Origin of the sequence: Rhizobium sp. NLR10b, from assembly GCF_019685435.1 — a bacterium.
Classification (GTDB): domain Bacteria; phylum Pseudomonadota; class Alphaproteobacteria; order Rhizobiales; family Rhizobiaceae; genus Rhizobium.
Genome location: NZ_JABDWV010000006.1, coordinates 150,269 through 175,042 on the forward strand (window position 1 = coordinate 150,269; position 24,774 = coordinate 175,042).

The following is a 24,774-nucleotide window of genomic DNA, read 5'->3' on the forward strand; positions in this document are numbered from 1 at the left end:
AACCGCCAGTTTCGGCATTTGACGTATTGTCAGCTCCTGCTAATCGCAGTTCCTTCTTTTTATTGACGTCTATCTCGTCTAGGTTTCTTCCATCTCTCACTGATCATTAAGGGTGGTGCATGGCAGGTGAAACGGTTCTTGTGGTCGGCGGCGCCGGTTATATCGGCTCGCATACGTGCCTCGACCTGGCGAACAAGGGCTATAGGCCTGTCGTCTTCGATAATTTTTCAAACGGCCATCGCGAGTTCGTCAAATGGGGGCCGGCGGAAGAGGGCGACATTCGCGATCGTGCCCGGCTGGACGAGGTGATGGCCAAGCACAAGCCGGCGGCCATCCTCCACTTCGCGGCGCTGATCGAGGTCGGGGAATCGGTCAAGGATCCTGTTTCCTTCTATGAAAACAACGTCATTGGCACTTTGACGCTGCTTTCGGCGGCGCAGGCGGCCGGCATCAATGCCTTCGTCTTCTCCTCCACCTGCGCCACCTATGGACTGCCGCAGAGCGTGCCGCTCGACGAGACGCACCGGCAGGTGCCGATCAATCCCTATGGTCGTACCAAATATATCGTCGAACAGGCGCTTGCCGATTACGACCAGTACAAGGGCCTGCGCTCAGTGGTGCTTCGTTATTTCAATGCGGCCGGTGCTGATTTCGAAGGTCGGATCGGCGAATGGCACCAGCCGGAAACCCATGCGATTCCCTTGGCAATCGACGCCGCACTCGGTCGTCGCCAGGGTTTCAAGGTGTTCGGCAGCGACTACGAGACGCGCGATGGCACCTGCGTGCGCGACTACATCCATGTGCTGGATCTTGCCGATGCGCATGTGCGCGCCGTCGAATATCTGCTGAAGGGCGGCGATTCCGTCTCACTCAACCTCGGCACCGGCACGGGCACGACGGTCAGGGAATTGCTGGGCGCGATCGAGGACGTGTCGAACCGGCCCTTCCCGGTCGAATATATCGGCCGGCGCGAAGGGGATTCGCATACGCTGGTCGCCAACAACGACAAGGCGCGCGACGTGCTCGGCTGGGTGCCGCAGTATGATCTGTCCGAGATCATCCGTTCCGCCTGGAATTGGCATGCAAAATCCAACCAGCATTGAGCCAAAAAGCCTTGAGAAGCTCCGCCGGCCCAATGTTCTGCTGATCACCGCGGACCAATGGCGTGGCGACTGCCTGTCGGCGGTCGGTCATGCTTGTGTGAAAACACCTCACATCGATGCACTGGCGCGCGAAGGCACGCTCTTCCGGCAGCATTATGCCGGGGCAGCCCCCTGCTCGCCGGCCCGGGCCACGGTCTATACCGGCCTTTATCAGATGAACCATCGGGTCTGCCGCAATGGTTCGCCGCTCGACGCTCGCTTCGACAATCTGGCGCTGGCGGCCCGGCGGGCGGGATACGACCCGACGCTGTTCGGTTATACCGACACGGCGCCCGATCCACGCGGCATGGATGCGGCTGACCCGCATCTGACCACCTATGAAGGCGTGTTGCCGGGTTTTACCGCTCGCCAACTCCTGCCCGAACATGAGCGGCAATGGCTCTCATGGCTCAGGTCCCGTGGCCATTTGAATGCCGTCAGCCGCGACATCCATATCCCCGTCGGTGCTGATGCCGGCGAAATTTCCGATGCGGCGCCAGCCTATTCCAGCGATGAGACCCAGACCGCCTTCCTGGCCGACGAGTTCATTCGCTGGATGGGCGAACAGGACCGGCCGTGGTTTGCGCATGTCTCTTTCCTGCGCCCGCACCCGCCATTTTCCGTGCCGGCGCCGTTCAACCGGATGTACAAGCCGGATGACGGACCGGCCTTTGCGCGAGCGGAAAATCGCGAAGCAGAACAGCGGGCTCATCCCTATCTCGCCTATGCCATGCAGCTCTCCGACAAGGGCAGCTTCATTCACGGGGCGCAGGGGCCGCTCAGCGCCTGGAGCGGCGAGGACTTGGCGGCGATCCGGGCGATTTATTACGGGATGATCTCAGAGGTCGATGCGCAGCTCGGCAGGGTCTGGCAAGCGCTGAAGGATGCAGGCGCCTGGGACGATACACTGATCATCTTCACCTCGGACCATGCGGAGATGGCGGGAGATCATTGGACGCTCGGCAAGGGCGGCTTCTTCGATGGCAGCTATCATATCCCGCTGATAATCCGCGATCCCGCAAACGTTGCGGCCGGCAGGATCGTTGACGATTTCACCGGCGCTGCGGATATTTTTCCCACGCTTTGCGAAAGGCTCGGCATCGAGGCAAAGAACGGGCTCGACGGCCGGTCGCTGATGCCGTTCATCATGGGCGGGCGCTCGGAAGGCTGGCGCGATGCGATATTCTGGGAATTCGATTTCCGCGACATTGCCAAAGGTGAGGCAGAACGGCATTTCGGGCTGAGGCCGAACCAATGCAATCTCGCCGTGATCCGCGACGATCGGTTCAAATATGTGCATTTTGCCGCACTGCCGCCGCTGCTCTTCAATCTCAGCGATGATCCGATGGAACTCGACGACGTCGCGGCGGATCCGGCCTATGCGGCGATCCGGCTTCAATATGCCGAGAAGTTGCTCTCGCTGAGAGCGCGGCATCTCGACCAGACGCTTGCCTATACCGAGCTGACGGAAAAGGGGCCGGTGACGCATCGACCCCGGTAGGGCATTTCCGTCTTCTTCGAATGACCGCAACGCCCGGTTATTTTTACGCAATCCCAGCAAGATCCGCTGTGCGCCTTTGCTGGAATTTGCCTTGAATCAACCGAGATAGTCGCGCTTGCCGATCGGTGCGCCCTGGTTGCGCAGGATGGCGTGGGCGGTGGCGACGTGAAAGTAGAAGTTCGGCAGGGCGAAGGTGGTGATATATTCGTCACCCGGCAGCACGATGCCGCTCTTGCCCGGCAGCGTGATCTGGCGGCTTTCCGCGCCCTCCAGCGCTTGCGCCGAAAAGGTGGCGAGATAGGTCTCGGTCTTTGCCAGGCGCTCGCGCAACTGCTCGATCGTCGTCTCGTTATCTTCGAACTTCGGCGCTTCGGTTGCGGTCAGGCGAGCGAGCGTGAACTTGGCGCTGTCGCTGGCCCGCTGATATTGGCCGGCGAGCGACAGCATGTCGGGCGCAAGCCGAGCGGAGACGAGTATGGCGGGATCGATATTCTTTTCCTTCGCATAGGCTTCAGCCTTGTCGAGATAGGTCTTCAGGCTGGCGAGGCCGCGCTGGAACATCGGAACGGTAAGGCGATAGATCGAAATGGACATCAGTCCTGTCTCCAAAATCTTCAATGGGCGGCCGCGGCGGATGTCGAAGGGCCTGCAGCTGTGAGCCTGTCTTCGACTTCCCATAGATGGAGGCTGCCCACTTCGTGCGCAATGCCGCCGAACGCGTGTGCCGCGCAATTCCCATGCATTGCCCCATCAATATCCCGAGTGCCGCTAAAGAGAGGCTTGACGTCGTTCCTAGAAAATGGAATGAATATTCCGCATAACAAATTTTACGGTTTGTTTGTTCCGTTTTCGGAACGCCGCGGGAGAGGCGGCGCAGCAAATTGCGGCTTCAGGGCAGATGCCCGGAGCTCCGGCGTGAGGAGGGTGTAGCCGGGCACCGCTTTGTGGAGGAAGTAAAAATGAAAAAGTTTATCCTGGGCACTGCGATGGCGCTCGTCATGGCGACGGCCGCCCACGCGGAGACGGTTGGCGTGTCGATGGCGAAGTTCGACGACAACTTCCTGACCGTTCTGCGCAACGGTATGACCGATTATGCCAAAACGCTTGATGGCGTCACGCTGCAGGTCGAAGACGCGCAGAACGACGTTTCCAAGCAGCAGAGCCAGATCCAGAATTTCATCGCCTCCAAGGTCGATGCAATCATCGTCAACCCTGTCGATACCGATGCGACGACGGCGATGTCGAAGCTTGCGGCTGATGCCGGCATTCCGCTGGTTTACGTCAACCGCCAGCCGGTCAACGTCGACACGCTTCCGGAAAAGCAGGCCTTCGTCGCTTCCAACGAGCAGGAATCCGGCACGCTGGAAACCAAGGAAATCTGCCGCATTCTCGGTGGTAAGGGCAAGGCCGTCGTCATCATGGGCGAGCTTTCCAACCAAGCTGCCCGCATGCGCACCCAGGATGTCCACGACGTCATCAAGACCGATGAATGCAAGGGCCTTGAGATCGTCGAAGAGCAGACGGCCAACTGGGACCGTACCCAGGGCGCCGACCTGATGACCAACTGGCTCTCGAGCGGCATCGAGTTCGACGCGGTGATCTCCAACAACGACGAAATGGCGATCGGCGCCATCCAGGCGCTGAAGGCAGCCGGCAAGGACATGAGCAAGGTCGTTATCGGCGGTGTCGACGCCACGCAGGACGCGCTTGCCGCCATGCAGGCAGGTGACCTCGATGTGACCGTGTTCCAGGACGCGGCCGGCCAGGGCAAGGGCGCGCTCGATACGGCGCTCAAGATTGCCAAGGGCGAAAAGACCGAGAAGAAGGTCTACATTCCCTTCCAGCTCGTCACGCCCGAAAACGTCAAGGACTTCGTCACCAAGAACTGAGGTAAGTGCCAAGCGGGATGCGGGCTCTGCCCGCATCCTTTCAGCCTGTCCGTATCCGGAGGAGATGATATGGCCGTCAGTCCGACAACCATGGCAGCCGTGCGTGCGAGCGGCGCCGTTCCGAATGCGGAGTTTCTCTTGAGCGCCGAGGGCGTTCGCAAGGAGTTTCCCGGCGTCGTCGCACTCGATGACGTGCAGTTCCGGCTAAAGCGCGCCTCCGTGCATGCGCTGATGGGCGAAAACGGCGCCGGCAAATCGACATTGATGAAGATTCTCGCCGGCATCTATACGCCCGATAAAGGCGATATTCGCCTCAAAGGGGTCGAGATCCAGCTGAAATCTCCGCTCGATGCGCTGGAGAACGGTATCGCCATGATCCATCAGGAGCTGAACCTGATGCCGTTCATGACCGTCGCTGAAAATATCTGGATCCGCCGCGAACCGAAGAACCGCTTCGGTTTCATTGACCATGGCGTGATGCACAGCATGACCGAGGAGCTGTTTGCCCGGCTCAATATTGATATCGATCCCGATATCGAAGTCCGCCATCTCTCGGTCGCCAACCGGCAGATGGTCGAGATCGCCAAGGCGGTCTCCTGTAATTCCGACGTCCTCATCATGGACGAGCCCACTTCGGCGCTGACCGAGCGTGAGGTCGAGCATCTTTTCCGCATCATCCGCGATCTCAGGTCCCAGGGCATCGGCATCGTCTACATCACCCACAAGATGAACGAGCTTTTCGAGATCGCCGACGAGTTTTCCGTCTTCCGCGATGGCCGATATATCGGCACGCATGCCTCGACCGACGTCACCCGCGACGACATCATCCGCATGATGGTCGGGCGCGAGATCACTCAGATGTTTCCGAAGGAAGAGGTGCCGATCGGCGAGGTCGTGCTCTCCGTCAAGGACCTCTGTCTCAAGGGCGTCTTCCGCAATGTTTCCTTCGAGGTCAGGGCCGGCGAGATTCTCGGTGTGGCCGGCCTCGTCGGCTCCGGACGGTCGAATGTCGCCGAAACGCTGTTCGGCGTGACGCCGGCAAGCTCCGGCACGATCGAACTGTTCGGCAAGCCGGTGACGATTTCCTCACCGACCGAGGCCATCCGTCACCAGATGGCATTCCTGACGGAGGATCGCAAAGACACCGGCTGCCTGTTGATCCTGGATATTCTGGAAAACATGCAGATCGCCGTCCTGCAGGACAAATTTGTCAAGGGTGGTTTCGTGCAGCAGGGAGCACTCGAGGCGACCTGCGAAGACATGGCGAAAAGGCTGCGCGTGAAAACCCCCAATCTTTATGAGCGGGTGGAAAACCTTTCGGGCGGCAATCAGCAGAAAGTGCTGATCGGGCGCTGGCTGCTCACCCATCCGAAGATCCTGATTCTCGATGAGCCGACGCGCGGCATCGATGTCGGCGCCAAGGCGGAAATTCATCGGCTGGTCACGGAAATGGCGCGAAACGGCGTGGCGGTTATCATGATCTCATCCGAAATGCCCGAGGTTCTCGGCATGAGCGACCGCATCATGGTCATGCATGAGGGCCTGGTGACCGGTTTCCTCAATCGCGATGAAGCAACGCAGATCAAGGTGATGGAGCTGGCTGCGCGGTAATGCGCAGCTTGAGATCGCCTAAGGGAGGTTTGATATGAGTACCAAGGCAGCAGAGGGTACGGCCCCGCTCGCAACCCGGCAGAGACGGCGGCGTATGCCGCCGGAACTCAGCATCTTCCTGGTGCTTGTCGGCATCGCGCTCATCTATGAAGCGCTCGGCTGGATGTTCATCGGCCAAAGCTTCCTGATGAATTCGCAGCGCCTGACAATCATGATCCTGCAGGTCTCCGTCATCGGCATTATCGCCGTCGGCGTCACGCAGGTCATCATAACAGGCGGTATCGATCTGTCATCGGGCTCCGTCGTCGGCATGACGGCGATGATCGCAACCAGTTTCGCCCAGTCCTCCACCTGGGGGCGGGCCGTCTTCCCTTCGCTGACCGATCTTCCGGCGCTCGTGCCCATCATGATCGGCCTGCTGATCGGAGCGGCGGCGGGTCTGGCGAACGGCGCGCTCATCGCCTATACGAAGATCCCGCCGTTCATTGCAACGCTTGGCATGTTCGTTTCCGCCAGAGGTGTTGCCAAGTGGTATACGAAGGGGCAGCCGGTTTCCGGTATCACCGAGCAGTTTCATTTTATTGGAACGAAGGCGTGGCCGGTTGTCGTCTTCCTCGTCGTTGCACTGATCTTCCATATCGCGCTGCGCTACACCCGCTATGGAAAGTTCACCTACGCCATCGGCGCGAACCCTCAGGCGGCCCGCGTTTCCGGTATCAACATCGAAGCGCACCTCGTCAAAGTCTATGTGATCGCTGGATTGCTCGCTGGTCTCGCCGGCATCGTCACGGCGGCACGCGCGGAAACAGCGCAGGCAAGCATGGGCGTCGGATATGAGTTGGACGCGATCGCTGCGACCGTCATCGGCGGCACATCGCTCACCGGCGGCGTCGGGCGCATCACCGGCACCGTCATCGGAACCATCATTCTCGGCGTCATGACCTCGGGCTTCACCTTCCTCAGGATCGACGCTTATTATCAGGAGATCGTTAAGGGCTTCATCATCGTCGCGGCCGTCGTCATCGACGTCTACAGGCAGAAGAAGCGCCGCAAGCATTGAGCTCCGCCAGTACGATCCGAGTTTTGACGGGGGCTTCGGCCCCCGTTTCCTCTGGTGATGCTCCACGATGCCGATGACCAAAAAAAAAGAGGTGGCGAATCCCGCCAGCTTTTCTATTCTGCCACGTCATACGCCCGCCTCGGGCAGCGCAGGAAGACAGATGCAATTCGTATTTGACGGCCACAACGACGTTCTCCTTCGACTCTGGACACATTCAAAAGACGGCAGTGACCCGATCGCGGAGTTCGCAGATGGCACGACGACCGGCCATATCGATGCGCGCCGGGCGAAAGAGGGCGGTCTTTCCGGCGGCCTCTGCGCCATCTACATTCCTTCGGGCGATCTTGTGTTCGCCGATCCGGATGCCGATGGCCGCTACATCACGCCGATGGCGGCCCCTCTCGATCCGCTGCCGTCCCTCGCCATCGCCACCGAAATGGCGGCGATTGCGCTGCGGCTCGATCAGGCAGGCGCCTGGCGGCTCTGCCGGACGGTGAAGGACATCCGCAGCGCCATGGAGGACGGTATCTTTGCCGCCGTCATGCATATGGAGGGCTGCGAGGCGATCGGTGCCGATCTTTCGGCGCTCGAAGTGTTCTATGCGGCGGGTCTGCGGTCGCTCGGGCCGGTCTGGAGCCGGCACAATGTCTTCGGCTACGGCGTGCCCTTCGCCTTCCCGATGTCGCCGGACACAGCCCCCGGCCTGACCGATGCCGGCTTCGCGCTGGTCCGGGAATGCAATCGCCTCGGCATCCTGATCGACCTTGCCCATATCACCGAGAAGGGTTTCTGGGACGTGGCCAAAACGACGGAACAGCCGCTGGTCGCCAGCCATTCCAACGCCCATGCACTGACGCCGGTCGCGCGCAACCTGACGGATAGGCAGCTCGATGCGATCCGCGAAAGCCGCGGGCTCGTCGGCATCAACTATGCCACCGCCATGCTGCGTCCCGACGGCCGCTCGGACAGCGACACACCGCTTGCCGATATGATCCGCCACATCGACTATCTGGTGAACCGCATCGGCATCGATTGCGTTGGCCTCGGATCGGACTTCGACGGCGCAACCATTCCGGAAGAAATCGGCGACGCGGCCGGCAATCAGAAGCTGATTGCCGCTCTCCGGGAGGTTGGATATGGTGAGGCCGATCTGACGAAACTTGCCCGTGAAAATTGGCTTCGTATTCTGGCGCAAGCTTGGCGGGAGGACGACGCCTAAAGCGCTGCGCGGCTCTGGACGCACTGAAAACGGACAATAGTTTTAATGGGATATGACCGACAAAACGCTTCGTAGTCAATCAAGAACAGGGGAACAGACCATGATGATCACCAAGCTCAGCCGCAATTTTCGCCTGCTTTCCGCAGGAGCCGCCCTTTCGCTTCTAATGATGACGGCACCCGTCGCCTTTGCCGAAACGCCCAAGGACACGCTGGTCGAGGGTTTTGCCATCGACGACATCATCACCATGGATCCCGGCGAGGCTTTCGAGCTTTCGACGGCGGAGATCACCAGCAACAGCTACAGCCTGCTCGTCCGCCTCGATCTCGCCGACACCTCCAAGGTGAAGGGTGATCTTGCCGAGAGCTGGAGCGTCTCGGATGACGGCCTCACCTATACGTTCAAGCTGAAGCCAGGTCTCAAATTCGCCTCCGGAAATCCGATTACCGCCGAAGACGTCGCCTGGTCGTTCGAGCGCGCCGTCAAGCTCGACAAGAGCCCGGCCTTCATCCTCACCCAGTTCGGCCTGACCGGCGACAATGTCACCGAAAAGGCCAAGGCCGCTGACGCCAATACCTTCGTCTTCACGGTCGACAAGGCCTATGCGCCGAGCTTCGTGCTCAACTGCCTGACGGCGACGGTCGCCTCCGTCGTCGACAAGAAGCTGGTGCTGGAACATGTGAAGGCGGTGACGCCGGATGCCGAGCACAAATACGACAACGATTTCGGCAATGAATGGTTGAAGACCGGCTATGCCGGCTCCGGCGCCTTCAAGCTGCGCGAATGGCGCGCCAATGAAGTCGTCGTGCTGGAGCGCAACGACAACTATTACGGCGATAAGCCGAAGCTCAACCGCGTCATCTACCGCTATATGAAGGAAAGTTCGGCCCAGCGGCTGGCACTCGAAGCCGGTGATATCGATATCGCCCGCAATCTCGAGCCGGGCGACATCGACGCCGTTTCCAAGAATGCCGATCTCGCAACGACCAGTGCACCGAAAGGCACGATCTACTACGTCAGCCTGAACAACAAGAACGAGAATCTGAAGAAACCCGAGGTTCAGGAGGCTTTTAAGTATCTGGTCGACTATGATGCAATCGGCGCAACCCTGATCAAGGGGATCGGCGAAATCCATCAGACCTTCCTGCCGAAAGGCCAACTCGGCGCGCTCGACGAGAACCCCTACAAGCTTGACGTCGCCAAGGCCAAGGAGCTGCTTGCCAAGGCTGGCGTTCCGGACGGCTTCTCGGTGACGATGGACGTGCGCAATACGCAGCCGGTGACAGGTATTGCCGAATCCATGCAGCAGACTCTGGCGCAGGCCGGCGTCAAGCTGGAAATCATCCCCGGCGACGGCAAGCAGACGCTGACCAAATATCGCGCCCGCACCCATGACATCTATATCGGCAACTGGGGCTCGGATTACTTCGATCCGAACTCCAATGCCGACACCTTCACCAGCAATCCGGACAACTCCGATGCCGGCACAGTCAAGACGCTCGCCTGGCGCAACACCTGGGAGGCGCCGGAACTCGACAAGCAGACAAAGGCAGCTCTCCTTGAACGCGACGGCGCCAAGCGCGCGGCAATGTATCAGGACGTCCAGAAGAAGTTCCTTGCCAACAGCCCCTTCGTCATCATTTTCCAGCAGACCGAGGTCGCCGGCTACCGGAAGAATCTGAAGGACTTCAAGTTGGGTCCGAGCTTCGACACCAACTTCGTCGGTCCGATCGCCAAGGAATAATCCGGCGGGATTGCGGCGTGAGCACCATCGAAACCACACGAGAGGCGCGGCCCCGAAAGGGCCGTGCCGGGGCCTTCGCCAAGGCTTTGGGACGGTTCCTGTTCGCCGCCGTCACCACCTATCTCGGCCTACTGGCCGTCACCTTCTTCATCGGCCGCGTCGTGCCGATCGATCCCGTGCTCGCCATCCTCGGCGACCGCGCTCCCACCCATGTCGTCGAGCGGGTGCGCCAGGAGATGGGTTTCAACCTGCCGCTCTATCAGCAGTTCTACATCTACATCAAAGGCATCCTGTCCGGCGATTTCGGCAATTCGGTGCTGACGACCAATCCTGTCATGGTCGACATCCGCCGCGTCATGCCGGCGACGATCGAGCTCGCGACGTTGGGAACGCTGATCGGCGCCTGCGTCGGCGTGCCGCTCGGTGTTCTCGCTGCCGTGCGCCGCGGCAGCATCGCCGACCAGGTCGTGCGCGTCATCGGCCTCGTCGGCTACTCCGTGCCGATTTTCTGGCTGGCGCTGATCTCGCTCGTCATCTTCTATGCCCAGCTGCGTTGGGTGGCCTTCCCCGGCCGCATCGACATCGTCTTCGAATATACGTTCGCGCCGATCACCGGCTTCTATCTTCTGGACAGCGCCTGGCAGGGGCAATGGGACGTCTTCTATGACGTCTTCCGCCACATCATCCTGCCCGCTTCGCTGCTCGGCTATTTCTCGCTCGCCTATATCAGCCGCATGACCCGCAGCTTCATGCTGAACGAGCTTTCGCAGGAATATATCGTTGCTGCGCGCGCAAAGGGGCTTTCGGAACCACGGGTGATCTGGGGCCATGCGCTGCGCAACGCCGCCGTGCCGCTCGTCACCGTCATCGCGCTTTCCTATGCCGGCCTGCTCGAAGGATCGGTGCTGACCGAGACCGTCTTTTCCTGGCCGGGCATCGGGCTCTACATCACCAATTCGCTGCAGAACGCCGATATGAACGCCGTCCTTGGCGGCACGATCGTCATCGGGACGATCTTCATCGGCATCAATCTTCTGTCCGATCTTCTCTACCGGACACTCGATCCGAGGACGCGAAACCGATGACGGCTCCTGCCAGCCCCTCTCCTGCGATGAGCCGCCGCGAATGGTTGCTTTCCGACCGGCCGCAATCGCGCAGGCAGGCCCGTCTCGGCCGCGCTTACGTCACCTGGCGGCAGTTCACGGCCAACAGGCTCGCCGTCGTCGGCCTGCTGATCATCATCGCCCTGCTCCTCGTCGCCGCTTTCGCGGATTTGCTCGCCACACACAACCCCGTCGTCGGCGATCTCCGCAATGCCCGCCTGCTGCCGCCGGGAACGGCCGGCTATCTGCTCGGCACAGACGATCAGGGCCGCGACATCTATTCACGGCTGATCTATGGATCGCGATTGACTTTGTTCGTCGTCGCGCTCGTCGCCATCATCTCCGCGCCGATCGGGCTGATCGTCGGCACGGTCTCGGGCTATGCCGGCGGCTGGGTGGATGCGACGCTGATGCGCATCACCGATATCTTTCTTGCCTTTCCGAAACTGGTATTGGCGCTCGCCTTCGTCGCCGCTCTCGGCCCGGGCATCCAGAACGCGGTCATCGCCATCGCCATCACCTCCTGGCCCCCTTATGCTCGCATCGCTCGGGCCGAGACGCTGACGGTCCGGCGTTCCGACTATATCTCGGCAGTGAAGCTGATGGGCGCCTCGCCGTTCCGCATCATCGTGCGTCATGTCATGCCGCTCTGCATTTCCTCGCTGATCGTGCGCGTGACCCTCGATATGGCCGGCATCATTCTGACGGCGGCCGGTCTTGGTTTTCTGGGTCTCGGCGCACAGCCGCCGCTGCCGGAATGGGGCGCGATGATCGCCTCTGGCCGGCGCTTCATTCTGGATCAGTGGTGGGTCGCGGCCATGCCCGGCATCGCCATCCTCATTGTCAGCCTCGGCTTCAACCTCTTGGGCGACGGCCTGCGCGACGCGCTCGATCCGAAGGAGAGCGGCCAATGACGACGCTTCTGACGGTCGACAGGCTCAAGGTCAGTTATCCCACCCGCACCAGCCTGATCGAAGCGGTGCGCGGCGTCTCCTTCACGCTCGGCAGGGAAAGGCTCGGCATCGTCGGCGAATCCGGCTCCGGCAAGTCGCAGACCGGCCGGGCGATCATGGGGCTGACGCCGAAACACGGCATCGTCACAGCCGACAGGCTCGATTTCAGCGGCATCGATCTCCTCAAGGCATCCGCCAGCGAAAGGCGCAGGTTGCGCGGCAAGCGCATCGCCATGATCCTGCAGGATCCGAAATATTCGCTCGACCCTGTCATGACGATCGGACGGCAGATCTGCGAAACGCTCCGCACTCATGAGAAGATCGGCAAGGCGGAGGCGCGCGAACGGGCGCTCGCCATGCTTGAAGCGGTGCAGATCCGCGATCCTCAACGCGTCTTCGACCTGCACCCACACGAGGTTTCGGGCGGCATGGGACAGCGCGCCATGATCGCCATGATGCTGATCGCCGGACCCGAACTGCTGATTGCCGATGAGCCGACTTCGGCGCTCGACGTGACGGTGCAGCTCGATGTGCTCCGGATCATGGACAGACTGGTCTCCGAGCGCGGCATGGGGCTGATCTTCGTCTCCCATGATCTGAGACTGGTGTCTTCCTTCTGCGACCGGGTCATCGTCATGTATGCCGGCAAGATCGTCGAAGAGCTCGCGGCCGCCGATCTCAAACATGCGCAGCATCCCTATACCAGGGGGCTGCTGAACTGCATGCCGGAGATCGGCGCGAACCGCCATCCGCTGCCGGTGCTCGACCGCAAGCCGGAGTGGGCGGTATGAGCGCAGCCCTCCATGTCGACAATCTCAGTGTCGTCTACGACGATTTTCATGCGCTGAAGGATGTCAGCATCAGCGTCGAACGCGGTGAATCCTTCGGCCTCGTCGGTGAATCCGGGTCGGGAAAATCGACCTTACTGCGCGCCGTTGCCGGACTCGCGCCGATCAGCGGCGGCGCGATCCACATCGACGGCGAAGAGCTGAAAGGTTCAAAGCGCAGCAAGGCCTTCTATCGGCGCGTGCAGATGGTCTTTCAGGATCCCTACGGCTCGCTGCATCCGCGCCAGACGATCGACCGGCTGCTGCTCGAACCGCTTGCGATCCACGCCGTTACCGACAGCGACAAGCGCATTGCCCGCGCGCTCGACGAAGTCGGCCTCGGCAATGGTTTCCGATTCCGCTATCCGCATCAGCTTTCCGGCGGTCAGCGACAGCGTGTGGCGATCGCCAGAGCGCTGATCGTGCAACCGTCGATCCTGCTGCTCGACGAGCCGACGTCGGCGCTCGACGCCTCGGTGCAGGCGGAGGTACTGAACCTGCTCGAACAGATCCGCCGCGACCGCAAGCTCACCTTCGTCATGGTGAGCCATGACCTCGGCGTCATCACCCATATGTGCGAAAGGCTCGCGGTGATGCGCAACGGCGCCGTCGTCGAACGATTGAGCTCGGAAGAGCTGGCGCGGGGCTCGGTCCAGGAGGATTACACGAAAAATTTGATGATCGCGAGCAGGGGCTTCGTCAAAGCCTGAAGGGCAATCATTTCAAGCCATTGAAAAGAAAAGGCTGGTGGCGGCGTTAAGGATAAGGTTCCCTTAAAAGACGACCATTCGACTAGACTATTGACAGCAGCCCGGCTTCTGTCATGATCCTGTTAACGATTGTTAGCTTTCGTGATCATGGAGGTCGAAGCATGTTCTTTCTCGGTGGGATGACCATGGGCTACCTCGATCCTCCGGTGAGAGCCGATCGCAAGGAACAGACCACGGTCTCCATGCCGGCGGAACAGGACCGGCGCCTGATCGGGACAGAGACCTCCGATCTGCAGCAGAACGAGAACGCCATCGAGCGCTCCTTGATCTGGGCATGGCGCACGCTCTGCTGAAGAGCGGTTGAATTTTCTCTTCCGCTCGCTCTGGACGGAAATTTATCTCTACCTACCTGATAGGGAATAAGAAATATAACAGCGAGCCGCACAACCGGCCGCACGAGAACAACGGAGGCGACACATGGCAGAGCTGGGTATTTCGCATACTCACGTAAACCACTATGGTTCGGTAGCCACCAAGAAGCCGCACGCGACGCGCCACAGGCTTCAGACGGTGCTCCATGGGACGATCTTCACCGCGGCATTCCTGTTCGTGGTGGCAATGGTCTGCGGCGTCCTCGGATAGTCGGCGGATGATAGGCCTCGGCACGATGCCGGGGCTGCGTGCGCCCATCCATGCGGCGCGTTCCGCGCTCGCGGCAAGCCCGAACAAAGCGCGGCCAGACGATGATCTGGCGAACCTTCCTCTTATCGAAAAGCTCCTGCCAGTCCTCAAGGTGGCGACATGCTCGGCGCTCAGCCTTGCGCCGCAAGCCCGCGGGCTCGTTCGGCTCACGATTCTTGACTTGAATTATCGCGAGAATGTCCAACTTTTCGCCATGGTTTTGCGGAGAGGGTATTGATCGACCTTCGCGCTGGACCAAGGCTACGCCCGGTTACATCGCTTGGCCCAGACGTCATTCACCCCGGCTTCATCGATCTTCGAAGAATCGGGCCCCGTTCATGTAGCAGTCATGATAAGCAGTGCAAAAGGCTGAGCAAAACAGCCATAACTTTGTTTGGATCCAGAACCGAACCCATGTCTATTGCCAATCTTTCTCCGAGCCTTCCACGCGACTCCGATACGAAGCAGATCGATCACAATGATTCGATCCGCTCGACCTATCTATCCATCGAGGACATCAAGGCGATGGGCGAAGCGGTCGCCGTCAACGGCGTCGACAAGCTGCCGGCTTTCGCCGCCTTTGATTTCTTCGCGCGCCACAAGGAAAACGAGAAGGAAATCCTGCGCGTCTACCGCACCACGGCAACCGACGTCGAGGCCGGAGAGACGATCACGCCGGCGGCGGAATGGCTGCTGGACAATCACTACATCGTCGAAGAGGCGATCCAGGAGGTACGGCGCGACTTTCCCCGCCGCTTCTACCGCGAACTGCCGACCATGCGTGTCGGCGGCGTCGACATTCCGCGCACGCTGGTGCTTGCCTGGCTCTACGTCGCCCATACCCACAGCACGATCTCGCAGGAAAGCCTGACGGCGCTGGTCGACGGCTTCCAGACCAGCGAGACGCTGAGGATCGGTGAACTCTGGGCCCTGCCCTCGCTGGTGCGCTATGTGCTGGTGGAAAACCTTCGACGCATTTCGAGCCGTGTCGAAGCGAGCCGCCGCCTGCGCCGCCGCGCCAACGAGGCGGCCGACGAATTGGTGCGCCTGACCGATCCGGTCAAGGCTGCCGCCTATCTGAAAACGCTGGAACCGCTTGCCGAAGACAATACCTTCTCGACGCAGTTCCTCTATCGCCTGCGTGACGGCTCGCAAACGTCGAGCCTGGCAATCACCTGGCTCGATGAACGCCTGGAAGAGCTCGGTCGCAATACCGAAGAGGCGACGACCGCCGAACACAGCCGTCTGTCTTCCGGCAACGTGACGATGGGCAACATCATCCGCAGCCTGCGCGAGATCGACGATACCGAATGGTCGGTCTGGGTCGAGCAGGTCAGCCATGTCGACAAGCTGCTCTGGGAGCATTCGGATTACGGCATCCTCGATTCCGGCTCGCGCAACAAATACCGCAAGCAGATCGAGAAACTGGCCAAGCGCTCGCCGCTGACCGAAATGCAAATCGCCCAGCTGGCGCTCGACATGACCGAGGCCGCCAAGGCCTCCGACGAGCCGCGGCCGCATGAGCCGAATGTCGGCGGCTTCCTGTCAGGGGCGCAACGGCCGAAGCTCGAGGCGCGGGCGAATTATCGCCCGACGATCACCCAGCACTTCGTGCGCGCCGTGCGCCGGTTCAACTGGCTGTCGATCGCGCTGCCCGTCATGCTGCTGACGATCATCGCCATGGCGATCGTCGGCAGGTTCATGGCAAGTGCCGGGATGGGCGCAATCGAGATCGCAATCCTGCTGATCATGTTCTCATTGCCGGCCTCGGAGGGCGCAACCGGTCTCTTTAATACCCTGCTGTCCTTCTTCGTGACGCCTGCCCGCCTCGTCGGCTACGAGTTCAAGGAAGGCATTCCGGAGGATGCGCGCACGCTGCTCGTCGTGCCCTGCCTGATCTCGAACCGCGACAGCGTCGACGATCAGGTGCGCAATCTCGAGGTTCATTATCTCGCCAATCCGCGTGGAGAGATCTATTTCGCGATGCTCAGCGATTGGCCCGACAGCGATGTCGAGGAGACGCCTGCCGATCTTGAGGTTCTCGATTACGCAAGACGCGAGATCGCCAATCTTTCCGCCCGCTATGCCTACGACGGCAAAACCCGTTTCTACCTGCTGCATCGCCGTCGCCTCTACAATCCCTCGGAAGGCGTATGGATGGGCTGGGAGCGCAAGCGCGGCAAGCTGCACGAGCTGAACATGCTGCTGCGCGGCGACCGGGACACGACCTATCTGCCCGGCGCCAACGCCGTGCCGGCCAATGTGCAATATGTCATGACGCTCGATGCCGACACGCGCCTGATGCGCGATGCCGTCACCAAGCTCGTCGGCAAGCTCTATCACCCGATCAACCGCCCGGTCATCAATCCGAAGACCGGCCGCGTCGAGAGCGGCTACGGCGTGCTGCAGCCGCGTGTCACGCCGTCGCTGACGACGGGCAAGGATGCCTCGGTCTTCCAGCGTGTCTTCTCGATCAATCGCGGTCTCGACCCCTATGTCTTCACCGTGTCGGACGTCTATCAGGATCTTGCCGGCGAAGGCACGTTCACCGGCAAGGGTCTCTATCATGTCGATGCTTTCGAAGCCTCGCTGAAGGGCCGGATCGAGGAGAACTCGGTGCTCAGCCACGACCTTCTCGAAGGCTCGATGGCGCGCTGTGCGCTCGTCACCGATCTTGAATTGGTCGAGGATTTCCCGATCCGCTACGAGGTGGAGACCTCGCGCCAGCATCGCTGGGCGCGCGGCGACTGGCAGCTCCTGCCCTATATGTTCAATCCGAAATACGGCGTTACGGCCCTCGGCCGCTGGAAGATGTTCGACAATCTGCGCCGTTCGCTGACGCCGATCGCCTGGTTCTTCGCCTCCGTTCTCGGCTGGTATTTCATGGGTCCGCTCGGCGCGCTCGTCTGGCAGATTCTCTTGATCTTCTGCCTGTTCGTGGCGCCGACGCTTTCGCTCATCAACGGCATCATCCCGCGCACCAGCGATATCGTCGCACGCGCCCATCTCTATACGGTCTGGTCGGATATCACCGCCGCCAATGCGCAGGTCGCATTGCGGATCGTCTTCATCGCCGATTCGGCGGCGATGATGGCGGATGCGATCGGCCGTTCGCTCTACCGGCTGCTCGTCAGCCGCAAGCTGATGCTGCAGTGGCGGACCGCCGCCAGCGTCCAGGCCGGCGGGCAGGGCACCCTCGCCTCTTATTACAAGCAAATGTGGCATGCGCCGGTACTGGCGCTGCTGGCGCTCGGATTTGCGGCGCTCCCCGGCGACAACGCCTTCCTCGTCGGGATCCCCTTCGCGCTCTTATGGATCCTTTCGCCTGTCGTCGCCTGGTATGTCAGCCAGTCGGCCGAGACCGAGGATCGGCTCGACGTCGCCGATTCCGTGTCGAGCGAACTGCGCAAGATCGCCAGGCGCACCTGGCGTTATTTCGAGACCTTCACCACCCCCGAGCAGAATTATCTGCCGCCGGACAATATCCAGGAAACGCCGCACGTCATCGTCGCGGCGCGCACCTCGCCGACCAATATTGGCGTCTACCTGCTCTCCGTCGTTTCCGGCCGGCATTTCGGCTGGTTCTCTTTCGAGGAGACGCTCGAACGGCTGGAGCAGACGATCGCTACGATCGACAAAATGGAGAAATTCCGCGGCCATCTGTTCAACTGGTATCACACCGATACGCTGCAGACGCTCGGGCCGCGTTACGTCTCTGCCGTCGACAGCGGCAATCTCGCCGGCCATCTGATCGCCATTTCTTCGGCCTGCCGCAACTGGGCCGAGGCGCCATCGGCCCACATGCAGGGCAATCTCGACGGCGTCGGCGACACGGCCGGCATCCTCGGCGAAGTGCTGGCGGACCTGCCGGACGACCGCAAGACCGTGCGCCCGCTGCGCCGACGCCTGGAAGAACGCATCGTCGGCTTCCAGAATGCGCTTGCCGCCGTCAAGCGCGAGCACGAATTCGCCTCGATCCGCATCATCAACCTTGCCGTTCTCGCACGCGACATAGAGAAGCTCGCCGCCAATCTCGATCATGAGGTCAAGTCGAAGCAGAGCGAGGAAGTCACCCAATGGGCGGCATCGCTGGTGAAGGTCTGCGAGGCGCATATATCGGACAGCACCTTCGACCTTTCCAAAGTCGATGCGCTCAGGCCGCGCCTGGTGGCGCTACGCGACAAGGCCCGCGATCTCGCCTTTTCAATGGATTTCGGCTTCCTATTCCGGCCGGAGCGACGCCTGCTGTCGATCGGCTATCGCGTCGAAAGCGGCGAGCTCGACCAGGCCTGCTATGACCTTCTCGCCTCGGAATGCCGCCTGACCAGCCTCTTCGGCATCGCCAAGGGCGATCTGCCGACGGAACACTGGTACCGTCTCGGCCGCCAGGTCGTGCCTGTGGGATCACGCGGCGCGCTGGTCTCCTGGTCCGGATCGATGTTCGAATATCTGATGCCGCCGCTCGTCATGCAGGAGCGTGGCGGGGGTATTCTCAACCAGACGAACAATCTGGTTGTCGTCGAGCAGATGAATTATGCCCGCAAGCTCGGCATCCCGTGGGGCATTTCGGAAGCGGCCTTCAATGCCCGCGACCATAACCTCAATTACCAGTACACGAATTTCGGCGTGCCGACGCTCGGCCTCAAGCGAGGCCTCGGCCACAATGCCGTCATCGCCCCCTATGCTTCGCTGCTGGCCAGCCAGTACGACCCGCCCGGCGCACTCGAAAACCTGCAGAGACTGCGCAAGGTCGGCGCGCTCGGCAAGTTCGGCTTCCACGACGCGGTCGATTTCACGCCGACGCGCGTGCCGGAAGGCAAGAAATGCGCGGTGGTCTACAATTATTATGCCCACCATCACGGCATGTCGATCGCGGCCGTCGCCAACGTCGCCTTCAACGGCCATCTGCGCGAACTCTTCCACTCCGATCCGGTGATCGAGGCGGCGGAGCTTCTGCTGCAGGAAAAGGCGCCGCGCGACATTCCCGTCATGAGCGGCAAGCATGAATCCGATACGCCGGCCAGCATCCAGGACGATCTCATGCGGCCGGAAATCCGGAAGATCAGCGATCCCCTTTCGCGCGACCGCGAACTCGTGTTTCTGTCGAACGGCCATTATTCCATGATGCTGACGGCGACGGGCGCCGGTTATTCCCGCTGGAATGGTCTTTCCGTTTCCCGCTGGAAGGCCGATCCCACCGAAGACCGCTGGGGCACCTTCATCTTCCTGCGCGACACCGCCACCAACGAATGGTGGTCGGCGACAGCGGAGCCGAAGGGTGTCGAGGGCGAAAAGATCAAGGTCGAATTCGCCGACGAGAAGGCACAGTTCACCAAGACGGTCGGCGATCTGACGAGCGAGGTGGAGTGCATCATCGCGACCGAGCACGATGCTGAAGCCCGTCGCGTCACCCTGCTCAACATGGGTGGGGAAGATCGTTTCATCGAAGTCACGTCCTATCTCGAACCGGTGATCACCTCTGATGATACCGACAACGCACATCCGGCATTCGCCCGCATGTTCGTCAAGACCGAGATCGGCAAGCGCGGCGACGTCATCCGCGCCGAACGCAACAAGCGTGATCCGAACGAGCCGAATATCAGCCTCGCACATCTGATCGTCGACAATGCCGGCGACACCCGTCACACCGAATTCGAAACCGACCGGCGCAAGTTCATCGGTCGCGGCCGCAGCCTCGCCGATGCGGCGGCCTTCGATCCGGGCGCCACACTTTCCGGCAGCGACGGTTTCACGCTCGATGCGGTGATGTCGCTGCGCCGCACCGTGCGGGTGCCGGCCGGCAAGAAGGTCAGCGTCTTCTTCTGGACGATCGCCGCGCCAAGCCGCGACGAGGTCGACAAGGCGGTCAATCGCTACCGTCATCCCGACGCCTTCAACCACGAGCTCGTCCAGGCCTGGACGCGCACGCAAGTGCAGATGCGCCATGTCGGCGTCACCTCGCAGCAGGCGGCCGCCTTCCAGCATCTCGGGCGCTACCTCGTCTATCCCGACATGCAGCTGCGCAAGGATGAGGCGACGGTCGAGGCCGGCCTGCAATCGCAATCGGCGCTCTGGCCGCTGGCGATCTCCGGCGACTTTCCGATCTTCACGCTGCGTGTCAACGACGACATGGATCTCGATATCGCCCGCGAGGCACTGCTGGCGCAGGAATATCTGCGCTCGCGCGGCGTCACCGCCGATCTCGTCATCATGAACGAACGCGCCTCTTCCTATGCGCAGGACATGCAACACGCGCTCGACGCCATGTGCGAGAACGTACGCCGCATGGGCCAGGCCGACGGCTTGCGCCAGCATATTTTCGCGGTTCGCAAGGACCTGATGGAGGAGAACACTTACAAGGCATTGATCGCGGCTTCCCGCGTCACCCTGCATGCGAAGAACGGCAAGGTGGTCGACCAGATCAACCGCGCCGTCGCCCTGTTTGCACCGTCGAAGGACGAACTGCAGGAGATGGAGCGCGCCGAGCGCAACAGGGCGCCGGTCAAGCGCATCGCACCGGTGCCGCCGCCCGTGATGCCGGCCGTTGCCATCGAGGAGGAAGGCGACCTCGACTTCTGGAACGGATTTGGCGGCTTTGCCCGCGATGGCCGCGAATATGTCGTTCGCTTGCCCGGAGGTCATGCGACGCCCCAGCCCTGGATCAACGTCATCTCCAACGACAGGTTCGGTTTCCACGTGTCGGCCGAAGGCGCAGGTTTCACCTGGAGCGTCAATTCGCGCGATTATCAGCTGACGTCCTGGTCGAACGATGCGGTGGTCAACCGATCGGGCGAGGCCTTCTATCTCGCCGATCTCGAAAGCGGCGCCGTCATGACTCCGTTCGCAGCGCTTTCGCGCCGGCCGGATATCCGCTTCGAAGCCCGCCACGGGCTCGGCTATTCGGTCTTCTCCACCGTTCAGCACGAGATCGCGCTCGAGCTGACACAGACGATCGACCGCGAGAAGCCGGTGAAACTGCAGCGCCTGCGCCTGCGCAACACCGGTTCGACCGGCCGTAAGCTGCGTCTCTATGGCTACGTCGAATGGGTTCTCGGCAGCAATCCCGGACGCACCGCACCCTTCATCCTGTCGAAGCATGACGAGGAGACGGGGGCGCTGTTTGCCACCAATCCCTACAGCATCGATTTTTCCAACCGAACCGCCTTCTTCGCGGCGAGCGAGACGCTTTCAAGCTTCTCGGCAAGCCGGCGCGAATTTATCGGCAAGGCTGGCACGATCCAGATGCCTCAGGCCGTCACCTCCGCAGCCCCGCTTTCGGGCGTCACCGAACTGGATGGCGATCCGGCTGCGGCTCTGGCGATCGATATCGAACTCGGGGCCGGCGAGGAGCGCGACGTCACCTTCATCCTCGGCGATACGCCGACGGAAGAAGAAGCGCGCGCCCTGATCGCCGATATAAGCAAGTCTTCGTTCGACGATGCGGTCGAGGCAAACCGCGCCTTCTGGCGAGATTTCACCGGCAGGCTGCAGATCTCGACGCCGGATCGCGGGATGAACAATCTCGTCAACACCTGGCTGCCGTATCAGAGCCTCGGCTGCCGCATCATGGCCCGCACCGCCTTCTACCAGGCAAGCGGCGCCTTCGGTTTCCGCGACCAGTTGCAAGATACGCTGGCCTTCCTGATGCACGAACCCTCGATCGCCCGGCGTCAGATTCTGAATGCCGCCTCACGGCAGTTCCGCGAAGGTGATGTTCAGCATTGGTGGCTGCCGGGAACGGGTGCGGGCGTTCGCACCTTGATTTCGGACGACGTCGTCTGGCTGAGCTACGCGATCCACCATTATTGCACCGTCACCGGCGACAAGACCGTGCTCGACGAGGAGCTTGCCTTTCTGGAAGGACCCGCTCTTCTCGAAGGTCAGCACGACTCCTTCTACAAGCCGGAAATTTCCGAGGACAAGGCGAGCGTCTACGAACATGCGGCCCTGGCGCTCGATCTCGCCATCGCCCGCAAGGGCGCGAACGGTCTGCCGCTGTTCCTCGGCGGCGACTGGAACGACGGCATGAATCGCGTCGGCATCGGCGGGCGCGGCACCAGTGTCTGGCTCGGCTGGTTCCTGGCCGGTGCACTGCGCGCCTTCATTCCCTATGCCGAGGAGCGCGGCGATACGGCCCGGGTGGAGCGCTGGTCGGCCCATCTCGCCGAATTGAAGAAGGCGCTCGAAACTGCGGCCTGGGACGGCAGCTACTATCGCCGCGGCACATTCGACGACGGTGCGCTGCTCGGCTCCAAGGAGAGCCCGGAATGCCGGATCGACTCGATCGCCCAATCCTGGAGCGTTCTGTCCGGCGAAGGCGACCTGGCCCGTGCAGGAAAGGCAATGGAAGCCGTGCTCGACCAACTGGTCGATGAGGAGGCGCGCATCATCCGGCTGTTCACGCCGCCTTTCGTCAATTCCGCCAGGGATCCCGGTTACATCAAGGCCTATCCGCCGGGCGTGCGCGAAAACGGCGGGCAATATACCCATGCCGCGACCTGGGTGGTGATGGCGCTCGCGGAGCTGAAGCGGGGCGACGACGCGCTGCGCTGCTTCCAGATCCTCAATCCGATCACGCATGCGCTCGACAAGGCTTCGGCCGAACAATACCGGGTCGAACCCTATGTCGTGGCAGCCGACGTCTATGGGCATGAGCCTTATACGTCGCGCGGCGGCTGGACCTGGTATACCGGATCGGCCGGCTGGCTCTACCGCGCCGCCGTTGAGGGCATTCTCGGTATCCGGTTGAAGGACGGCCGGCTCCATGTGCGTCCGTCGCTCCCGTCGGAATGGGACGGTTTTGCGGCGGAGGTGGAGCGGGGCGGCGTCAAATACCGCATTTCGGTCTCAAAAGTGTCCAATGCCAGCGGCTACACTCTGTCGATCAACGGCAGCGAAGTCACCGATCCCGAAGAGGGATATCCGCTCGGATAACAGCGTTCTCCACGCTGAGGAACACGGCGATTCGCGGCGGCCAAAAGGGAACCCTTTTGGCCGCCGTCGCGTTTGCAAAATCGGATAACAGGAGAAACCCATATGGCAAGCACGCCGACCGAAGCCATCGGCACCGAGCGCAGTTCCTCATCCGCAGCTGCGACGACGCGCGATACAAGGCTTGACGTGCTGCGTGGCCTCGCCCTGATCATGATTTTCATCAATCATGTTCCCGGACAGATCTTCGAATATGTGACGACGAAGAATTTCGGTTTCTCCGATGCCGCCGAGGCCTTCGTCCTGATCTCCGGCATCGCCGTCGGCCTCGCCTATGGTTCCCGCTTCAAGCCGGGCGACCGCATCAAGACGGCGATCAAGGCGGCGCGGCGCGCCTTCACGCTCTACCTCGCGCATATGATCACCACCTTCATGACGCTGGCGCTCTTCATCTGTGGTGCCTGGCTGTTCCACCGGCCGGGGCTGCTGGTCGAGATCAACATCCTGGCGGTTCTGATGAACCTGAAGGAAGGCATCCCGGCGCTTCTGCTGCTCGGTCACCAAATCGGCTACAACAATATCCTGCCGATGTATGGCGCATTGTTGCTGATGGTGCCGATCATCCTGCTCCTCAACGAGCGAAGCCCGCTTCTGGCGCTCGCCGTTTCCGGCACGGTCTGGCTGCTGGCCGGCATTTACGAGGTGGCGCCGCATAATTTGCTGATAGAGGGCTACTGGTTCCTCAATCCGCTCTCCTGGCAGTTCCTGTTTTCGATTGGAATTGTTTCGATCCTGCATATCAAGCGCGGCGGCACGATCCCGCGGCATCCGCTGCTGCTTGCGGCTGCCGCCGGCTATGTCCTGCTGTCCTTCATCTGGGTAACCGGCCATCTGTGGATTTTCGGCAATTCGCTGGCGGCGCTCGGCCTGCCCACCGTCGTCACCGGTTTCGACAAGACCTTCCTGTCGCTGCCGCGGCTGCTGCATGTGCTGGCGCTGACCTATCTCATCATCAGCATCCCGGCGTTCTCGCGCATCCTGCGGCGCCCAGCCGAACACCCGCTGACGATCCTCGGCCGGCATTCGCTGAACATCTTCGTCGCCGGCACGATCCTCGCCATGATCGGCCAGGTCGTGCTCTATATCACCAACAAGGATCCGCTGGTCGGCCCGCTCTTCGTGATCGTGGGCATCGCGACGCAATTCGCCTATGCCCACTACCTCGAGCACAAGCGCCAGCTGGGCAAGATCAAGGGCAAGCTCGTGACGGAGATTGCCGCGGTCCCTGTGCCTGTGCGAGTTGGCGGAGCGGCGAATACCTATCACCGGACCAATCGGAAATAGGAATCCCCCATCTGATTGAAGAGCGGCGGGCTTAGCGGGGGCCCAAAATCGGCATCGAA

The 24,774-nt window shown here is 61.3% G+C and carries 16 protein-coding genes; 15 read left to right on the forward strand and 1 reads right to left on the reverse strand.

Annotated elements, in window-relative coordinates:
* Positions 1 to 119: 119 nt before the first annotated feature.
* Together galE and HJB91_RS11630 are read left to right on the forward strand one after the other, a co-directional pair.
* The gene (gene galE / locus HJB91_RS11625) at positions 120 to 1,103 is read left to right on the forward strand and encodes a UDP-glucose 4-epimerase GalE (protein ID WP_210632666.1); all 984 of its coding nucleotides are present in this window, start codon (positions 120 to 122) and stop codon (positions 1,101 to 1,103) included.
* Positions 1,081 to 2,643, forward strand: coding sequence for an alkaline phosphatase family protein (locus HJB91_RS11630; RefSeq protein ID WP_221146166.1), 1,563 nt, complete (start codon positions 1,081 to 1,083; stop codon positions 2,641 to 2,643). The genes galE and HJB91_RS11630 overlap by 23 nt, the downstream gene beginning before the upstream one ends.
* Before the next feature lie 96 nt (positions 2,644 to 2,739).
* On the opposite strand, the gene HJB91_RS11635 is transcribed toward HJB91_RS11630, so the two are convergent.
* A complete protein-coding gene (locus HJB91_RS11635) occupies positions 2,740 to 3,237 on the reverse strand; it encodes a DUF1993 family protein (RefSeq protein ID WP_221122924.1) in 498 nt (165 codons plus the stop codon).
* 365 nt (positions 3,238 to 3,602) lie between these two features.
* Between HJB91_RS11635 and HJB91_RS11640 the strand changes: the two genes are divergently transcribed.
* The 13 genes from HJB91_RS11640 (at position 3,603) to HJB91_RS11700 (ending at position 24,715) form a co-directional block, all read left to right on the forward strand.
* Positions 3,603 to 4,532 (forward strand): sugar ABC transporter substrate-binding protein, encoded by a 930-nt coding sequence (locus tag HJB91_RS11640; RefSeq protein ID WP_221146168.1) that lies wholly within the window; start codon positions 3,603 to 3,605, stop codon positions 4,530 to 4,532.
* 69 nt (positions 4,533 to 4,601) lie between these two features.
* Complete coding sequence (locus HJB91_RS11645) at positions 4,602 to 6,143, forward strand: sugar ABC transporter ATP-binding protein (protein WP_221146170.1); 1,542 nt, start codon at positions 4,602 to 4,604, stop codon at positions 6,141 to 6,143.
* Between the two features lie 34 nt (positions 6,144 to 6,177).
* A complete protein-coding gene (locus tag HJB91_RS11650; protein WP_064805578.1) occupies positions 6,178 to 7,203 on the forward strand; it encodes an ABC transporter permease in 1,026 nt (341 codons plus the stop codon).
* Between the two features lie 160 nt (positions 7,204 to 7,363).
* Positions 7,364 to 8,422 carry a dipeptidase gene (locus HJB91_RS11655; RefSeq protein ID WP_210632671.1) on the forward strand — a complete coding sequence of 353 codons (1,059 nt, stop codon included), beginning with the start codon at positions 7,364 to 7,366 and terminating at the stop codon, positions 8,420 to 8,422.
* A gap of 100 nt (positions 8,423 to 8,522) precedes the next feature.
* Positions 8,523 to 10,166, forward strand: coding sequence for an ABC transporter substrate-binding protein (locus HJB91_RS11660; RefSeq protein ID WP_221146172.1), 1,644 nt, complete (start codon positions 8,523 to 8,525; stop codon positions 10,164 to 10,166).
* A gap of 17 nt (positions 10,167 to 10,183) precedes the next feature.
* Positions 10,184 to 11,251 carry an ABC transporter permease gene (locus HJB91_RS11665; RefSeq protein WP_210632673.1) on the forward strand — a complete coding sequence of 356 codons (1,068 nt, stop codon included), beginning with the start codon at positions 10,184 to 10,186 and terminating at the stop codon, positions 11,249 to 11,251.
* Positions 11,248 to 12,183, forward strand: a complete 936-nt coding sequence (locus HJB91_RS11670; protein ID WP_184454662.1) for an ABC transporter permease — start codon at positions 11,248 to 11,250, stop codon at positions 12,181 to 12,183. The genes HJB91_RS11665 and HJB91_RS11670 overlap by 4 nt, the downstream gene beginning before the upstream one ends.
* Positions 12,180 to 13,013 (forward strand): ABC transporter ATP-binding protein, encoded by an 834-nt coding sequence (locus tag HJB91_RS11675; protein ID WP_210632674.1) that lies wholly within the window; start codon positions 12,180 to 12,182, stop codon positions 13,011 to 13,013. The genes HJB91_RS11670 and HJB91_RS11675 overlap by 4 nt, the downstream gene beginning before the upstream one ends.
* The gene (locus HJB91_RS11680; protein ID WP_210632675.1) at positions 13,010 to 13,759 is read left to right on the forward strand and encodes an ABC transporter ATP-binding protein; all 750 of its coding nucleotides are present in this window, start codon (positions 13,010 to 13,012) and stop codon (positions 13,757 to 13,759) included. Before HJB91_RS11675 ends, HJB91_RS11680 begins: the two co-directional genes overlap by 4 nt.
* 161 nt (positions 13,760 to 13,920) lie before the next feature.
* Positions 13,921 to 14,112: a hypothetical protein gene (locus HJB91_RS11685; protein ID WP_210632676.1), complete on the forward strand. Its 192-nt coding sequence runs from the start codon at positions 13,921 to 13,923 to the stop codon at positions 14,110 to 14,112.
* A 124-nt stretch (positions 14,113 to 14,236) separates the two neighbouring features.
* The gene (locus HJB91_RS11690; protein ID WP_020922541.1) at positions 14,237 to 14,401 is read left to right on the forward strand and encodes a hypothetical protein; all 165 of its coding nucleotides are present in this window, start codon (positions 14,237 to 14,239) and stop codon (positions 14,399 to 14,401) included.
* Positions 14,402 to 14,854: 453 nt separating this feature from the next.
* Positions 14,855 to 23,374 (forward strand): GH36-type glycosyl hydrolase domain-containing protein, encoded by an 8,520-nt coding sequence (locus HJB91_RS11695; protein ID WP_221154790.1) that lies wholly within the window; start codon positions 14,855 to 14,857, stop codon positions 23,372 to 23,374.
* Between the two features lie 102 nt (positions 23,375 to 23,476).
* A complete protein-coding gene (locus HJB91_RS11700; RefSeq protein ID WP_221154792.1) occupies positions 23,477 to 24,715 on the forward strand; it encodes an OpgC family protein in 1,239 nt (412 codons plus the stop codon).
* Positions 24,716 to 24,774 lie beyond the last annotated feature (59 nt).

Excerpts from the sequence above, each read along its gene's own strand:
- HJB91_RS11630 (WP_221146166.1), top strand. The coding sequence starts at position 1,081 with ATGCAAAATCCAACCAGCATTGAGCCAAAAAGCCTTGAGAAGCTCCGC.
- HJB91_RS11700 (WP_221154792.1), top strand. The coding sequence starts at position 23,477 with ATGGCAAGCACGCCGACCGAAGCCATCGGCACCGAGCGCAGTTCCTCA.
- HJB91_RS11695 (WP_221154790.1), top strand. The coding sequence starts at position 14,855 with ATGTCTATTGCCAATCTTTCTCCGAGCCTTCCACGCGACTCCGATACG.
- HJB91_RS11690 (WP_020922541.1), top strand. The coding sequence starts at position 14,237 with ATGGCAGAGCTGGGTATTTCGCATACTCACGTAAACCACTATGGTTCG.
- HJB91_RS11650 (WP_064805578.1), top strand. The coding sequence starts at position 6,178 with ATGAGTACCAAGGCAGCAGAGGGTACGGCCCCGCTCGCAACCCGGCAG.
- HJB91_RS11685 (WP_210632676.1), top strand. The coding sequence starts at position 13,921 with ATGTTCTTTCTCGGTGGGATGACCATGGGCTACCTCGATCCTCCGGTG.
- HJB91_RS11670 (WP_184454662.1), top strand. The coding sequence starts at position 11,248 with ATGACGGCTCCTGCCAGCCCCTCTCCTGCGATGAGCCGCCGCGAATGG.
- HJB91_RS11675 (WP_210632674.1), top strand. The coding sequence starts at position 12,180 with ATGACGACGCTTCTGACGGTCGACAGGCTCAAGGTCAGTTATCCCACC.
- HJB91_RS11635 (WP_221122924.1), bottom strand. The coding sequence starts at position 3,237 with ATGTCCATTTCGATCTATCGCCTTACCGTTCCGATGTTCCAGCGCGGC.
- HJB91_RS11645 (WP_221146170.1), top strand. The coding sequence starts at position 4,602 with ATGGCCGTCAGTCCGACAACCATGGCAGCCGTGCGTGCGAGCGGCGCC.
- HJB91_RS11660 (WP_221146172.1), top strand. The coding sequence starts at position 8,523 with ATGATGATCACCAAGCTCAGCCGCAATTTTCGCCTGCTTTCCGCAGGA.
- galE (WP_210632666.1), top strand. The coding sequence starts at position 120 with ATGGCAGGTGAAACGGTTCTTGTGGTCGGCGGCGCCGGTTATATCGGC.
- HJB91_RS11640 (WP_221146168.1), top strand. The coding sequence starts at position 3,603 with ATGAAAAAGTTTATCCTGGGCACTGCGATGGCGCTCGTCATGGCGACG.
- HJB91_RS11655 (WP_210632671.1), top strand. The coding sequence starts at position 7,364 with ATGCAATTCGTATTTGACGGCCACAACGACGTTCTCCTTCGACTCTGG.
- HJB91_RS11680 (WP_210632675.1), top strand. The coding sequence starts at position 13,010 with ATGAGCGCAGCCCTCCATGTCGACAATCTCAGTGTCGTCTACGACGAT.